Annotated in this window: 19 protein-coding genes; 2 read left to right on the forward strand and 17 right to left on the reverse strand. The window is 30.5% G+C overall.

Features of this window, described 5'->3' with window-relative positions; genetic code table 11:
* Window positions 1-212 precede the first annotated feature (212 nt).
* On the forward strand, window positions 213-608 hold the full coding sequence (locus GC105_RS13250) for a hypothetical protein (RefSeq protein ID WP_152805647.1): 396 nt from the start codon (window positions 213-215) through the stop codon (window positions 606-608).
* A 167-nt stretch (window positions 609-775) separates the two neighbouring features.
* On the opposite strand, the gene GC105_RS13255 is transcribed toward GC105_RS13250, so the two are convergent.
* From GC105_RS13255 to GC105_RS13290, 9 genes are all read right to left on the reverse strand, one after another.
* On the reverse strand, window positions 776-1,273 hold the full coding sequence (locus tag GC105_RS13255) for a hypothetical protein (protein WP_152805650.1): 498 nt from the start codon (window positions 1,271-1,273) through the stop codon (window positions 776-778).
* A gap of 91 nt (window positions 1,274-1,364) precedes the next feature.
* Window positions 1,365-2,435: an SGNH/GDSL hydrolase family protein gene (locus tag GC105_RS13260; protein ID WP_152805653.1), complete on the reverse strand. Its 1,071-nt coding sequence runs from the start codon at window positions 2,433-2,435 to the stop codon at window positions 1,365-1,367.
* An 11-nt stretch (window positions 2,436-2,446) separates the two neighbouring features.
* Window positions 2,447-4,039, reverse strand: coding sequence for an MBOAT family O-acyltransferase (locus GC105_RS13265; RefSeq protein WP_152805656.1), 1,593 nt, complete (start codon window positions 4,037-4,039; stop codon window positions 2,447-2,449).
* A 12-nt stretch (window positions 4,040-4,051) separates the two neighbouring features.
* Window positions 4,052-4,282 (reverse strand): phosphopantetheine-binding protein, encoded by a 231-nt coding sequence (locus GC105_RS13270; protein WP_152805659.1) that lies wholly within the window; start codon window positions 4,280-4,282, stop codon window positions 4,052-4,054.
* A 2-nt stretch (window positions 4,283-4,284) separates the two neighbouring features.
* Window positions 4,285-5,808, reverse strand: a complete 1,524-nt coding sequence (locus GC105_RS13275; protein WP_152805662.1) for an AMP-binding protein — start codon at window positions 5,806-5,808, stop codon at window positions 4,285-4,287.
* A 10-nt stretch (window positions 5,809-5,818) separates the two neighbouring features.
* Window positions 5,819-6,535, reverse strand: coding sequence for a cysteate racemase (cuyB, locus tag GC105_RS13280; RefSeq protein ID WP_152805664.1), 717 nt, complete (start codon window positions 6,533-6,535; stop codon window positions 5,819-5,821).
* A gap of 33 nt (window positions 6,536-6,568) precedes the next feature.
* On the reverse strand, window positions 6,569-7,780 hold the full coding sequence (locus GC105_RS13285) for a transglutaminase domain-containing protein (protein WP_152805667.1): 1,212 nt from the start codon (window positions 7,778-7,780) through the stop codon (window positions 6,569-6,571).
* A gap of 229 nt (window positions 7,781-8,009) precedes the next feature.
* Window positions 8,010-8,156: a hypothetical protein gene (locus GC105_RS16960; protein ID WP_193708420.1), complete on the reverse strand. Its 147-nt coding sequence runs from the start codon at window positions 8,154-8,156 to the stop codon at window positions 8,010-8,012.
* An 11-nt stretch (window positions 8,157-8,167) separates the two neighbouring features.
* A complete protein-coding gene (locus tag GC105_RS13290; protein WP_152805671.1) occupies window positions 8,168-9,316 on the reverse strand; it encodes a uroporphyrinogen decarboxylase family protein in 1,149 nt (382 codons plus the stop codon).
* Window positions 9,317-9,650: 334 nt separating this feature from the next.
* Between GC105_RS13290 and GC105_RS13295 the strand changes: the two genes are divergently transcribed.
* Window positions 9,651-10,298 (forward strand): TetR/AcrR family transcriptional regulator, encoded by a 648-nt coding sequence (locus GC105_RS13295; RefSeq protein WP_152805674.1) that lies wholly within the window; start codon window positions 9,651-9,653, stop codon window positions 10,296-10,298.
* A gap of 80 nt (window positions 10,299-10,378) precedes the next feature.
* Here the strand turns inward: GC105_RS13295 and GC105_RS13300 are convergent, their stop codons facing one another.
* The 8 genes from GC105_RS13300 to GC105_RS17045 all read right to left on the reverse strand — a co-directional run.
* Window positions 10,379-12,289 carry an oxidoreductase gene (locus tag GC105_RS13300; protein ID WP_152805677.1) on the reverse strand — a complete coding sequence of 637 codons (1,911 nt, stop codon included), beginning with the start codon at window positions 12,287-12,289 and terminating at the stop codon, window positions 10,379-10,381.
* A 350-nt stretch (window positions 12,290-12,639) separates the two neighbouring features.
* On the reverse strand, window positions 12,640-12,849 hold the full coding sequence (locus GC105_RS13305; protein ID WP_193708421.1) for a DUF5673 domain-containing protein: 210 nt from the start codon (window positions 12,847-12,849) through the stop codon (window positions 12,640-12,642).
* A 23-nt stretch (window positions 12,850-12,872) separates the two neighbouring features.
* Window positions 12,873-13,520 (reverse strand): glutamine amidotransferase, encoded by a 648-nt coding sequence (locus GC105_RS13310; RefSeq protein ID WP_152805684.1) that lies wholly within the window; start codon window positions 13,518-13,520, stop codon window positions 12,873-12,875.
* A 188-nt stretch (window positions 13,521-13,708) separates the two neighbouring features.
* On the reverse strand, window positions 13,709-14,044 hold the full coding sequence (locus tag GC105_RS13315) for a phage holin family protein (RefSeq protein WP_152805687.1): 336 nt from the start codon (window positions 14,042-14,044) through the stop codon (window positions 13,709-13,711).
* 11 nt (window positions 14,045-14,055) lie between these two features.
* The gene (locus GC105_RS13320) at window positions 14,056-14,376 is read right to left on the reverse strand and encodes a hypothetical protein (protein ID WP_152805690.1); all 321 of its coding nucleotides are present in this window, start codon (window positions 14,374-14,376) and stop codon (window positions 14,056-14,058) included.
* Entirely contained in the window at window positions 14,366-14,779 is a 414-nt protein-coding gene (locus GC105_RS13325) for an SHOCT-like domain-containing protein (protein WP_152805693.1), read from the reverse strand. The genes GC105_RS13320 and GC105_RS13325 overlap by 11 nt, the downstream gene beginning before the upstream one ends.
* Before the next feature lie 16 nt (window positions 14,780-14,795).
* Window positions 14,796-15,182: a DUF2089 domain-containing protein gene (locus tag GC105_RS13330; RefSeq protein ID WP_152805695.1), complete on the reverse strand. Its 387-nt coding sequence runs from the start codon at window positions 15,180-15,182 to the stop codon at window positions 14,796-14,798.
* 164 nt (window positions 15,183-15,346) lie between these two features.
* A partial coding sequence (locus GC105_RS17045) for a hypothetical protein (RefSeq protein ID WP_207706982.1) occupies window positions 15,347-15,602 on the reverse strand: 256 nt, incomplete at its 5' end.

Below are 15,602 nucleotides of genomic sequence, written 5' to 3' on the forward strand. Positions count from 1 at the left end.
TATTCCCTAAAAAATATAGATAAACAACAATATTATTTTTCACACTAATTAATTTGATACATATTTTACAAAAATATTAATATCTATAAAAATTATTACTTAATATGTATAACCTTCTAAATATATATTAATATGCTTGATATATTTATTGTTCTCAAGGTAATGATAATAATGTGCACAAAAAAACAAATTTGAAAGGGGATAATTTTATATTGAAATTTAAGAAAATATCAGGATTTCTTGCCACGTTAATGTTGTTATCAACATTTGGTACAGCTACTCTAGCAAGTACAACAATTGCAACAAATAATGAAATAAAAAATGATCCACCTAGCCAAAGCGAAGAACAAAAAACGGACATGAAGATAAAACATTCAGAAATGAAAGAAAAATGGTCTACTCTTTCTGACGAACAAAAAGAGGAGATTTATAAATTAATGGATAAAGAAATTGATATTAGAATTGAGTCTATTAATTATTATTTGTCATTAGGTATTATTGACGAAGAAACTGCAACAAAAATGAAAGAAAAATTAACTGAGAATAAAATTCAAATACGAGAAAGAGATCAGTTCCCTATCTTCAGTAAAAAACATAGAGAGAGATAAAGCTTTCTAACTAAACTTAAAAAACCTATGTCGAAACTGACATAGGTTTTTTAAGAAGATAAAACGGCTACTTGCAGGTATTCGTGATTACCCAGGTTAGCTGTACATATCGCATTTTTTTCTTGAGATATTAAGTTAATCTACAGTACTAAATAATTAAATTTAAACTAATCTGCAATAGCAATATATTCTATAGAAATTACTTCTTCATTTTCAACCATAAAAGAAATTTTAGAATCATCTAACTCATAAGTATATACACCTAAGTTCTCAGTATATTTATCTCCATAGGCTTCTATAACATCCTCTAATGTTGAATAAAGGTAGATACCTTCTTTAGTTGAAACACTGTCATCTAACAACATTACAGTTGCTACACGATCAACTCCATCTAACTCATATGTATGAAGTTCATATCCGTTATATGTATATATCTTTTCCATCCCTTGAAAAGCACAACTTTCAGCTTCAAAATAATCAATAGCTGTCATTTTTTTTATAATTTCTTCTGCTTCAGCATGCATAGCAATAGTTACACCTTTATCTTCAAATACATATCCTGTAGGTTCTATCACTTCATTCTTATTAGTCTCTACATCTTCCCCACCACTACATCCAGCTAGAAATACAATACATATCATTAATAGCAGACTTAATTTCTTCATTTTAATTTCTCCTTATGATTTAATAAATTACACTACACTACTTATTGTAGTAGTTTAATCTTTAACACTGTTTAACTCATTATATAGAATTCTATTCCCCATTACCTCCGAAGCTTTGTAAAGACCCATACTTATCTATCTCAGCATATTGTGTCTCTTTTATATCATTGTAAAAAGTTATTTTTTCTTTCCATATATCAACATAGTCATAATTATTTCTTTTGTCTACTATTTGATATTCTTCCCTTAATATTTTTCCAAAATATTTAGATAACTTTTCTGCTCCTGCTACATTCAAATGTAAGCCTGCGTCATATGTATCAGTATTAAAGTCAATACCTACTTCATCAATCAATTCTAGAAAATTTATATACTGTAGATCATGTTTATTAGCATATTTCTCCATTTGAAATTCCCATTCATCATACCAATATGGGTATAAACTCGGAGCTTTAATAAGAATTAATTCGATGTCATTCTCCTTACATAATTCTACCATACTGTTTAAGTAGTAATATGCATTGTCTCCAAACTGATAATCAGGCAACTTTCTTCCTTTAGGAATAGACTCTACTGGTTTAACATCTGCTCTCATATAATAACCATTGTGAAACTGCTTTTCTTTCTTAAATATATTTTGAAAATCTGATTTTGTTACTTCACTCCACCTAGAGTGATACCTAAGTAAAGGAAATAAATAATCTATTAAGCTTTCTTCTTCTAACATAGATGCATTAATAGACTTCAATTTAGTAGGAGACATTTTCATACCATCTAAAGTCATTCTGTTATAAGCTTCATTTTGTGGCTGATCGTATTTCATTGCTAATACATTAAATACTACAACTTCAGGTTTCTCATATTTTAAAGTTTCTTCCAATAAATAATATGATTGCCAAATTAATTGTTGAGCACTACCACGAATATAGCTTGCAATACCATATTCTTCCCATAGAGTAATTGGAGAAATATTCTCGTATACTTCACAATCACCTATGAAAATAACGTCATGCTTTCCTGATTCACTATAGTACTCCTCTATCAAAGAACCTTCTACTACACCTGATACGTATTTTGGCATGAGTAATCGTTCCATTAGAAAAAGACTTCCCAATAAGAGACATGCCATAACAAAACTAATTAAGACTCTCTTTGTTTTCATAACATCCTCCTCTAGAACTGATTATAAATGAATTGACTCGAATCATAACCCACTCCATAAGCTCCTAAAATAATTACTGCAATAATTAAGCTGTAGTAAATAGCATAACGTAACACTAGCGGTTGTATCTCCAATTGACTTCTTACACTTCCATTTCTTTGTATTAGACTTACTGTAAGTAATAGAACTAGACCCATTAGAAGAACAATGTAATCAGCCATTGATAACCCAAGATTCATTAAATCTCCATTGAAGAGTATATTAACATTGTAATTAGTGAACATCGTTCCAAACATTTTAAATGTTAATGGTACATCTCTGTAACAATCGAATAATCTAAGGGAACTCATTAATAAGATAGTTCGAGCAACTTGAAATGATCGAAATCCAAATGTATGTTGTATTTTAAACTTATTATGGAATCTTTCATATAATGGTTCGAATTCTTGTGAAACTAAAATAACCAAAGAATTCATAAGACCCCATACAACAAAATTCCAACTGGAACCATGCCAAATACCAGTAGTAAACCAAACTACAAGTGTTGCAAGATAAACAGGTATGCGTTTTCCTATTGCATCTCCAAAAATACGTCTAGAGAATTTTGATAATTTCAACATTGGCCTACAAACAGAAATAGGATAAAAAAGATACTCCTTAAACCAGGTACCTAGTGTAATATGCCATCTTCTCCAGAATTCTTTTATTGATTTAGAAAAATATGGTCTGTTGAAATTTTCCTGTACCTTAATACCTAGCACTTCTGCAATACCAAGTGTTATATCAATACCTCCTGTAAAATCAGCATATAGTTGTAAGGCATAAAACAACATACCTACAAATACAAATACCCCTTGATATGTATCTGGATTACTTACTATTGTAGTAACTCCAATTAAGATTCGATCTGCAATCACTACTTTCTTGAAAAAACCCCACATTATTCTTTGTAATCCAAAGTTAACAGACTTATTATTAAAAGATTTTTCCTTAAAAAGAGTTTTTGATAAATCATCAAATCTACTAATAGGACCTTGTATTAATTGAGGAAAAAAAGATACAAATAATGCGAGTTTAAACAAATTCTTTTCTGGTGCGTATTTTCCACGATAAACATCAATTATATATCCCATTGTCTGAAAGGTATAAAATGATATACCCATAGGCAAAGCTAAATTCCAAAACGAAAGCTGTCGTCCATTGCCAAATGCTTGTGTGAGATAATTAATGTTTGCAATAGTGAAATTAGTATATTTTAATACAGCTAATATACCAAAATTAATAAATAAAGTGAAAAGAAGCCACTTCCACTGTATAGCTTTAATAGATAACTTGTACTCTTTTTTTTCTTCTCTAGAAAGTTCTCCTTTGTGTTTACTCAAATACTGTGTACGCATTTGATGAAGTTTATCAATCTTATGACTTACTAGATAAACAGAAATGGTCGTTAATAATATATATCCTAAAAACTTTACTCCTGCAAAAGCATAAAATAAATAACTAGCAAAGAGTAGTAACTTCCATTGATATTTTTTGGGAATTGTATAATATATAACAAATAATAAAGCAATAAATATTAAAAAACTATAAGATGTAAAAAGCATAATTCACCTATATTAATCTTCATCAGATAATCTTTCAATCAAAGCATATAAGGCTTTAGCTGAATTAAAATTATCCGGTATTATTTCTTCTGCTGGTATAGCTACATCAAATTCAGAGTCAATCTCAGCAATTAAGCTAACTATATCAAAGGAATCTAGTACCCCATCGTCAATTAATTTATTGTGATTCTCAAATTCAATATCAGGATGTAGTTCATTTAAAATGTCTAATAATATTTTCATATTCATTTCCCCTTTTTCTTTATATTAATACGCTCTTTTAAAATTGCTCTATCAATTTTACCATTTGCAGTTAGAGGTATATTTTCCAATACCTCAATGCTATTAGGAATCATATACCTAGGTAATCTTTTCTTTAAATTTGCAATTACTTCTTTAGTACTTACTTCTCCAACATAGTAAAGCATAATTTTTTCATTTTCATTGTTATATATACAACAGGTGCTTTTTATACCGTCTATCATATTTACATTAACTTCAATTTCACCAAGTTCAATACGGTGACCCATGTGTTTAATTTGATAATCTTTACGACTAACAAAAACTAATTCTCCACTTTCATTATATCTCCCTAAATCACCTGTTCGATAAATTAGCTCTGGATAGGACTTGTTCAGAGGATTCTGTACAAAAGATTCATTAGTTTTATCGAAGTCATTGTAGTATCCCAATGTAAGAGATGTTCCCCTGACACAAATTTCACCAAGCTCTCCTTTAACTGCTAACTTATTATCATTATCTAACAAAAGAATATCTGTATTCTTAAATGGTCTACCAATAGGTATAGTTTCATCAAAACCAAATTCTCGTTCTACTTTATAATAGCAACACATGCCTGTTGCTTCAGTAGGTCCATATAAATTTATAAACTTAGCATTTGGCAATGTTTCTTTCCAGATTTGAAATTGTTTCATAGGAAATACTTCGCTGCCAAAAGCAATTGTATGTAAGTATTTTGGTATCAATTTATCAAACACTTTAAATGCAGATATCATAGTCAAGGCAGTTACTACCCAACACACAGTATTAATTTTATATTCATTTAAGAACTCAACTAATTTAAGAGGAAACATAAATAAACTCTTTGGTATAATATACGTTGTAGCCCCAAATTTCAATGATGAACATAGCTCTTTTAAGCATGCATCAAAATACAGAGGTACCTGGTTTCCAAAAACTGAATTTTCATTAATCTCTAATACATCTGTTAGATTTTCAATATAGTCAATAACTGATCGATGACATGCAACTACGCCTTTTGGAATACCAGTTGATCCAGACGTAAATACAACATATATAGGATCAGTATCTATAGAGTTTTCACGAACCTTATGTAATACCACTTCGTCAATACTTGTTTGTATTATATCATCATATAAGTACACTGCTCCACTGTATTCAAAGGTTTTTACAATTTCAATAGACCTCTCGTCACAAATAATTGCTTTTGGTTTTAAATTCTTTAATATAAGTTCAATGCGAACAAGTGGCATTTCCTCATCTATAGGAACATAAAAGTTTGCACCGTATACTACCCCATAGAATGCTACAATTGTCTTTGGGTGCTTGCTCATAAAAACTACAACAGGTTCTTTATATATACCTTCCGTATTTAAAAATGTGCCAATTGACCTTGCTTGATTATAAACTTCTTGAAAACTAAACCCTATTTTATCATTAGCATAAGCAATTTTATTGGGAAACTGCTTTACAGTATGATCTAAATATTCTAAAATATTATTTTGCATATTTGTCTCCTCACTTTGTTATTAAGTCATTATATTGACTTTTCAATAATCCCTGACAAGACAGAATAGACGCTTTGGCAAGTACTTCCATAGCATCTACATAACCTGAACCAATAGTATAATCTCTTTTTATTAGGGATAACTCCGTACATCCTAATACAATTACCTCTGAACCATTTTGCCTTAATTCTTTTGATACTACAGAAAACTTATTCATGTCCACAGGTTTTCCAGCCTTAACATTTCCATATATTAAATCTGTTACATACCCCTGTGTCTTCTTTTTAGGGATAATAGTATCAATACCAACACTTGCTAATTCATTTTGAAAAAGTTTAGTAGCAATAGCTCCATCAGTAGCTGCAATACCAACTATCTTAACACCATTTTCTTTTAAGAGGGAAGCTGTTTCTTTCACTATATGAATAATAGGTACATTAATGAAATTAGCCAACTCTTTATGAAAACAATGGGCTGTTATACATGGGATAGCAATGGCACTTACTCCTTGTTTTTCAAGTTGATTTCCTATCCGAATCATAGGAGTAATTGGATTTTCTTTTGATTTTTCTAGTATAAAATTTGTCCGATCAGGAATAGAAGGACAATTATGTATAATCATTTCTAAATGTTCACTATCACAATTTGCATCTGTCATTTTAATTATGAGTTCTAAAAAGTATGCTGTTGCCATGGGCCCTAATCCACCAATAACACCTAGTATCATCTTATATTCATCTCTTTTCTGCAGTAATTATTCCTAATTTTGTGGTGTTGCAGGATATTTAGACTTGTCCCAAACATGGGAATTTTTATTTTTCTTTGAATACTTTTCTATTTCAGCATCAGTTAACATAAAGAATTCACCACCAGCTCTTCTTGGTGTTGCATCAAAATGATACCAACCATCACCTAAATTAATTAAGTTCCAATAATGTCCTCCTCCTGTTTTAACTATAGGTTGGTTCTCAATACCGGCCCTTGTCAATAATTCTTGTGCTGTTGCGTAATACACGTAACAATCCCCACTACGTTGTTTTATACCATGGTAAGCTGCTTTTACCCAATCTGTACTATTCGCATAACTAACATATTTAATCTGATTTTTTGTCCATTTATAGATTGCTTTTGCTTTTTCCTTTTGAGACATATTATCGTTAATGATTGATTCTAGAACCTTATCTGATAATATATTTAAGTCTGCTATATCAACATAGCCCTTTGGTTTTTCTTTAACCTTAAAAGTCACCGTTTCCTCAGTCTTATTACCAGAAGAATCCGTCGCTGTATATGTTACTTCATAAGAACCAACTTTTTTCAGGTTTACATTACCACTATCTACTACTAAATCTACATTTTCATCTCTATTGTCTGTAACTGTAATATTATTTCTATAAGAAACTTTATCGCCTATGTAAATGGTTTTATTACTAGCCCCTTTTATTGTTGGTGGTTCAATATCTTCCTTTACATTGAGTTGTCCTTTTAATTCCGTCAAGTTTTGACTAGTATCTTCCAATATAATTATTACTTCCTGTGTTCCAACTTTATCGAAATCAGGTTGTTGTTTATAATAGACATCAACATCAGTTTCATCTATAATATTTTCTACAAATTCACTAGCTGAAATTTCTTCATCATTCCATATTTCTTGATTTACTATATCTGCAACCGGATGAATCGTATCAATAATTTCAAGGTTTGATGAATATACTCTTTTCTCTATTTGTATCTCTATTTCATAAACTCCAGGTTCCCAACTTTGTACATTAGATACATCTGTTTTAAACTCACCTATATGTTTTTCATTTTTTATAAATTGAGAAGTTTCTAGTGTCTTTGTTCCTGCTTCAATGCTTACAACTTTGTACAACTTATTTAAAGAGAAAATAATTAAGATAGCTATTAATATAATAACTGCAAGAACAATAACAATTAATACTCTTTTATTTTTCCGATCCACTCTAAGCATATCTCAAATCATCCCCTTTCGCACATATATCTGCTAACACAGCTCAATTAACTACCATATTTTTCACATTTACTATCATATTCTAATATACAATACAGTGATTGTCAATTGAAAAGCAATGTCTCATTACTCCTTTTAAACCCTTGTTATTCAAGCTTATATTAACTTTTATATAAAAAATCCTCTTAGATTAAATATCTTATACTCAATCTAAGAGGATGCTATAATATTAGTACATTAAACCCATAATAAATGCAAATAATTGATCTTCAACAGCATGAAGTGGCACTTTAACTATATTTTCTTCATCTGCTTTATAACCCTCAGCTGGTTTACCGTCTTCCCAATACTTAAGTAACTCGCTTTTGATTTCCATCATCATACCTCCTATTTGTATACGCCATATTCGTGAACAAACTCACTTACAGCGATTAAATTTTCTGGCTTTGCATCAGATAAATCAAGAATAGATTTGTCCATACAAAATAAGTACCCACCACCTGGAGCAGCTTTATCCACTATTTCTTTTGCTTTATCAATACACTCTTGTTTTGTATTCAATCTCAACATCGTAATAGGATAGTTCCCCATAATACAAAGTTTATGACCAATTTTTTGTTTCACGACACCTAAATCATCATCTTCAAAATAAGCAATAACACCTGTTGGTAACTCTTGTAAATATTCGTAGTATCTAGACCAATCTTTTTCGAAGAAAATTTGAATAGTGTATCCATCAGCTACTAAATCACAAATAAGTTTTTTAAACGTCGGCCAGTACAATTTTTCAAAATCTTTCGTTCTCATATACGATGGCATATGTAGAGGCATAAATATAAAAGGTATAGTCCCTGGATTAGGATTCAATATTTTAGCTAATTTATACATTAATGGTAGTGTAGCTTCAGTTGCTGCCAATAATCTTCCTTGATCTCTTCTAACGTCTTTAGAAATACCTGTGAAACCTCTTAATAAATCTGCCACAAAATCAAATGGCGCTTCTATTGCCCCACGACGTATATTAATAATTTCATGTTTTTTTTCTACAGCTGCCATTCCTGATAGATATTGACTTTTCATTTGATTTTCAGCAATCATAGCTCTCAAAATATTCAAGTTGCCTTCCATACCGTCTTTTACTAGTGCCGGATAGAGTCTAGGAAGAACTGTATCTACGATACATTTAAATGGATCTGCAATATACTTATCATATTCATCAACTTCTAAACCTGCTACCTCTGGATGTTGTACGAAATCATCTATTTCTCTTGGAACGTATGCCCTAGAGCTATTTGTTTTATAAATTAAAGGAAATCTAGGCATATTGCCACCAGCATCACAGTAAATATCTGTATACATTTTATCGGTAGCTTTTACAATCATTTCTGGATCCCATAATGCTGTCTTCAAGTCATACCCCGCGTATTCTATCGCATAAGATGGTTCTGCTTTACTAATAACTGGAACTCTTTCCGGTTGTTCACACATGATAGCTTTTTTAATCATTTCTTTACGTTGTTCTGCAGTTAATTTCATTTTTTCCTCCTTTAGAAGTTTTAATTTGATTAATATAAATATATTTCTATGGCATTAATCAACACTTACTATATATTATAAATCATATTGAATTTAATAATTTAATTATAATGATAGAGCTATACGCTTGTCAATAACTTTTTGATTTTAATTTTTATAATCAGTATTTGTAAGCAATAACCGACAATAATCAGACATATATATAGATTATTTATAAAATAATCTATATTGGCATAATTGATTCAGTATTTTTCTTCCTGTAATATATATATTGTCCTCATTCTTTTAATTATGTTATTATGTAATTGATTAGATTAAGAAAGTAGGATATATAATGTATATAAAAGGACAAAATAAAAAAGAAGAAATTTACTTAAATGCAAAACAACTCTTATACGAACTAGGATATACGAATACAACTATAAAGTTAATAGCTGAAGTTAGCGATTCTCCTGTTAGCTTGGTTCACTATTATTTCAAGAAAAAAGATGAAATAATCCGAGCTGTTTATTATGATTTTCTTAATAATATTCATTTCTTTTTACATATAAAAAATCCACATATTTTTAAGAATTATATTTTATCTCATGCTGTAACATCAAGAATATTCTACGATATAATTCTTAATAATGAGCGGAATCGTAGAGTTTACCATGAAGTTCTATTAAATAAGTCGAATTATAGTATCATGAATAAATATACAAGTAAGATTTACAAAAATTATATTAAAGACAATGACTTAATTATTTCAGATGAATTATTTGAAATGTATTCAGTTATGGACTTTGGAGCTAGGAGAGAATTTTTTATAAACTACTTTGAAGGTAACATAGATATTTCAGTACAAGAAATTGTATCAGCATTAAACGGGCTACTACCTAGACTATATAAATTGAACCAACATTTTGTAGATAGTCTAATGATGGATTCACTATCTATTTATAACTCTTTGGATTATAGTGAAATAAAATTTCTACTTTAATTAATTCACTAAATAAGAAATAACTTATCAAAAATACAAGAGACTAAAAAAACTACGTCTCTTGTATTTTTTGTTAGCCTTTAAATATCAAGGGCTGCATTGTAACCACTACTAGTTGCTGTATATAGAGTTCCTCTGTTTGTTTTACAGTCTCCTATGAGCACAACATCATCTATTAACTTTGCAAATTTACTGGCAATTTCAGACTTTGGTTGTACTCCAAGTGAGATAATAAGATTTTCAAATCCAATTATCTTCTCTCCATCACGTCCTGAAATAATTACTGACTTTTCTTCTGCTTTTAAAAGTTTATGCTCAGTTAATACTTGGACATTTTCTTTTTCTAGGAGCTGTAGTAGAGCAGTCATTGGAACTGGCGATGCTTCTATCATCTTATCTCTATCTACCATCTCTATAATAGTTACTTTCTTACCTTTTCTAGCAAGGTTTAGTGCAGTTTCGCAACCGGTGAGTCCCCCACCTGCTATCACAATATTATTTCCAAGTTGAATTGCGCCTGATTCAACATCCCCTACCCAAAATACATTTTCTCCATCTAGACCTGGAATAGGTGGTATATTAGCATCTGCACCAACTGCAACAATTAGAGCGTCTGGTGTTTCAGCAACTATCTTTTCAGGCGTTGCCTCCGTAGCCAAATGAATTCGAATATTAGGGTGCCTACAAGTCATTCGAATTGCCCAATTTAAATAGCTCTTTAGATCGGCTTTAAAATCAGGAGTAACTGCCATATTCAACATCCCACCAAGTTTTTCACTTCTCTCAAATATAGTTACTTCATGTCCTCTATCTGCAGCTGTTCTAGCAGCCTCCATTCCAGCAGGACCACCGCCTATGACAACTACTTTTTTCTTTATATTAGCTATCATTGGTTCATATTTCAATTCTAACTCTCTACCTGCTTTTGGATTAACTGCACATGCAACTCTTATTCCATTCATACCATGAGTTCTATTTAGACATAGAACACATCTTATACAAGGTCTAACCTCATCTTCTCTTCCGGTTCTAGCTTTATTAACAGAATTAGGATCTGCTATTACTGTACGAATCATTGAGCATATATCAGCCTCTCCTTTTTCAATGATTTCTGCTGCTAAATCAATATCTATAGAACCTACCGTCGTAACTGGTACTTTAATACTTGATTTTTTAACTGCAGCTGCAAAATGTGCATTGTAACCACGTTCATAATATGTAGGTTGTGTTACAAAAGGAACCATTTCATCTAATAGCAGCATACCTGCTGACACGTGAACTAAATCAATTTTATCTTCTATTATCTTAATAAACTCAATAGTCTCATCTAGTTCAATTCCACCTGGTATAAGTTCTGAAGCACTAAGTCTAAATTCAATTGCAAGTTTATTACCTACTCTTTCTCTTATAGCATCAAGCAATTCACAGGCAAACCTTGCTCTATTCTCTAAACTGCCTCCATACTTATCTTTTCTATGATTAAATAAAGGTGAGAAGAAATTACTAATTAGTATTCCATGACCTCCATGAAGTAGTATCATATCCATTCCTGCACTATATGCTCGCTGCGCCCCATCTGCAAATAATTTAATCCAATTATTTATTTCATCTTGTGTCATAATATCAATAGGCGATTGCCCTTCCGGCATATCATGTCCAAAAGCAAATCCCGCAAGTTCAATTGACGCTTTAGCTCCATACCTGTGAACTGTATCAGCAAGAACGCAAAGACCAGGTATTACTCTATCATCACCCATATTTACACAAAACCCTGATTGTCCAGGTATTGGCGGCGTTACCATAGAAATTCCAACAGTAACAATACCAGCTCCACCTTTCGCAAGTTCCCTTGTCCATTCAATAAGTTCGTTAGTTATTAATCCATCTGGAGACGCCAATCTTGGCGCTGCTGGTGCCGTTTCAATACGATTTTTAACAAGCATATTACCAATTTTGATTGGTTCAAAGATTTTTTGATACTTTTTATTCATTTTAATTCCTCCAAATAATTTATTGTAATACTATGACTATTGTATAGTTAATTTAATTATACTTTATTTTATTGCCATTTTCTTTATTTTATTGTATTTTTATTTATTTTTATTATATCTATATAGCTGGATTAATGACTGTCCATTTTTGTTTTATATCAGTAATCTCAGTATCTATCTAAATATACTATAATACAAGAACACGTCTTCAACGCATTTCAAGAAATAGGAATTTTAAATCTCAGTATTGTAGTCAACCGCTACAATATTAAAAAAACTCGTATAAATAATACGAGTTTTAAAGCAAGTTTTACTCTATAATAAATTGTCTCTGGTATGAAAATCCAGACTTAATTCTTATTGTTTTTCAAAATATTATCTATTACAATTTTATCAACATCAATAAATCTGCCATATATTTTTTTATATCTTTTATTATTGCTCATATCCAAACGGTAAGCACCAGAATCTTTAGTCCATTTATATTGATTAAAATCGCCCCATCGAATTGATTTTGGTATATCAGTAAATATATACAATCCCCTATCTGTAATAATCAATTTAGGGTATTTTTGATTTAAACTTAACCAGCAAGCTGAAGAAATCTTCTAAGCAAAATCCCTCCATAAGAATTTTCATTTATTGATTCACACAAAGGAGCATCTGGATATTCAGGATGAAACTGTACTCCCCATACTTTGTTTCCAAAAGAAACTGCATGGTTAGACTCAAAATTGTTCTTTGCAAGAACACGTGCATTTTTAGGTAATTTAGTTACGGTCTGAGAATGTGAGACATATGCAGAAAAGTTCGATGGTAAAATACCAAGCAAAGGATCTCTGCGTCCTTCATTAGTAAGTTGTATTTCCACTTTTCCACTTTCCTCACCTAACTCGTGATAGTCTACTTTGCCACCTAAAGTTTGCGCTAACAACTGATGCCCGAAGCAAATACCTAAAATAGGTATCTGTTTCTGTACAATACTTTTTAGCCATCTAGATGTTGCAATACTCCATGGTTCTGAATCTGTAACCATAGATGGGGAACCTGTTATAATGATCGACGATACTCCTTCAATGGAAGAAGGTATTATATTTTCGTATACAGATGCAACTATTACATCCTCCATCGTAACTCCTGCATATCTAGCTATGCGAAAATCACAATCGCCACATTTTTTTACAACTGATTTATTTGATACTCCTGTTTTGATAATAAGTAGTTTGCTCATTATTATACCCCCATAAATCTATACCAGTAATTATAAATTTATCTCATAGTATTCATATATGTTTTATATAATTTTATTGCTAAATGAAAAAAAAGTCAATACATTTATGACTTTTTTTCATTTAAATTACTGAAGGGTGTTATCTATTAGAATGTGTCGATTAAATTAAATATAAAACATTTATATAGTTATTTTAACTTTTTACCTACCAAGTTACCAAAAGATATTATAAATGAGATAAACAAAGCAGTGGTAAAATTAGGAATCTTAATACCTTGAACTATAAAATCTGTAATTAACAGCATCCAAGTGTTAACTACAAAAGTAAACAATCCAATAGTTAAGATGTTAATAGGTAATGATATTAATAAGATTAATGGTCTAATAAACAGATTAATCATCCATAAAACGCTACCTGCAATCACAAGATCAGTCATACTATTGTATAAAACATTTGGAAATACAAGAGTGCTTATATAAAGTAATGCTACATTAATAATAATTTTGGTTAATATTTTGGACATTATTTCGCTCCTTAATATACTGATACTTTAATGTATACTTCATCAAAGTCAACTTCTAATAATGTAGTTCCTCTAAGTAATTTTAATTCACTTAAGATTTGATGTATCATTTCTATAATATTACTAAAAGGTAACCCAGTTTCATTTAAAACTTTGTTAATTATTATTTTATTCTGTTTTGGAAATATAAATGTCATTACTTCTAAAAGATCTTTAAAAGCTTCAAACAACTCTGAAAATGAATAAAGAGATATTGGAAAGGTAAATCGAATTTTTCCCTTACCTCTATACTTAATAATTATAATTCCAGCATTTCTTCTGTTAATCAACATAAATTTCGACCTTCATTTCTCCTTCTTCCTCATCATTAATATCTACATCTACTATTTTTCCATCAGTTAGACCTTCATTAATCATATTAACTATTTCATCAAAATCGATAGTTGCTAGATCAATACCTTTTTCTTTCAATTGATTTTGCGCTTCTTTTGGAATAAATTTAACTAAATTTGAAGCTACTTGGACTAGTCCCAGGGGTATATTCACGTCTACTTTTTTTATACTTGTACTACCACTCACTTTAATTCTAAGAAATCTATTTGATATATTAGTAGTTTTCTTTGTGTTTTTTGTTTCCGTAGAACCTTCTATTGCATCTAATAAATCTAAACCATCTTCAGCAGTAATTATACCTTGTGCTATCATTTCAAGAATTTTTAGTTTTTCCTTACTCATTTTACTCACTCCTAATTTATTTTAACTTATTTAATTTTACTGCAGCATCTTTAACAGATATTTCACCTTTTTCTACTGAAATTAATATATTTTCCCTTTGTTCATCAACAATCTTATCTTCCTGATAATGATCTAATTTATAACCTAGTGATTCGATTAAATTGTCTAGCTTACTTCGTACAGTTGGATATGAAATGCTAAGAGCTTTTTCTACATCTTTAATACTACCTCTACTCTGTATAAACACTTCTAAAAAATCTAATTGTTCTTGCGGTAGTTGGCAAAATTTGCAATTTAAAAAATCACCTTCTATCTTTGTATTACACTTTTTACAACTTAGCTTTCTAACTAATAATTGATCTCCACATACTGGACATTTGCTAGGTGTTTTAAAATATTTCATTTTGCAGCTCCTTTAATATTTAAATCAAGACTAGTAAAAATTATTTTCTATATACAATGTATCATTTGCTTTAAATATTGTCAACAGTATTCTTAATTATATTAATTTACTTATTAATATAATTAATATATATTAGTATTAATATCAATATAGTTAATGTCAGCTCATGTTACTGGATAGTTCGCCTGTTTACCTTCGCGATTACTTAAAGAAACATGCTTCGCCTGTTTCTTTCCGCTACGCGGGTAGTCGCCAAATGTCTGCAAGCAGACGCTTGGCTCGTTACCTTCGCGATTACTTAAAGAAACATGCTTTGCCTGTTTCTTTCCGCTACGCGGGTAGTCGCCAAATGTCTGCAAGCAGACGCTTGGCTCGTTACCTTCGCGATTACTTAAAGAAACATGCTTTGCCTGTTTCTTT

It is taken from the genome of Alkalibaculum sporogenes (assembly GCF_009362815.1).
Lineage (GTDB): Bacteria > Bacillota > Clostridia > Eubacteriales > Alkalibacteraceae > Alkalibaculum_A > Alkalibaculum_A sporogenes.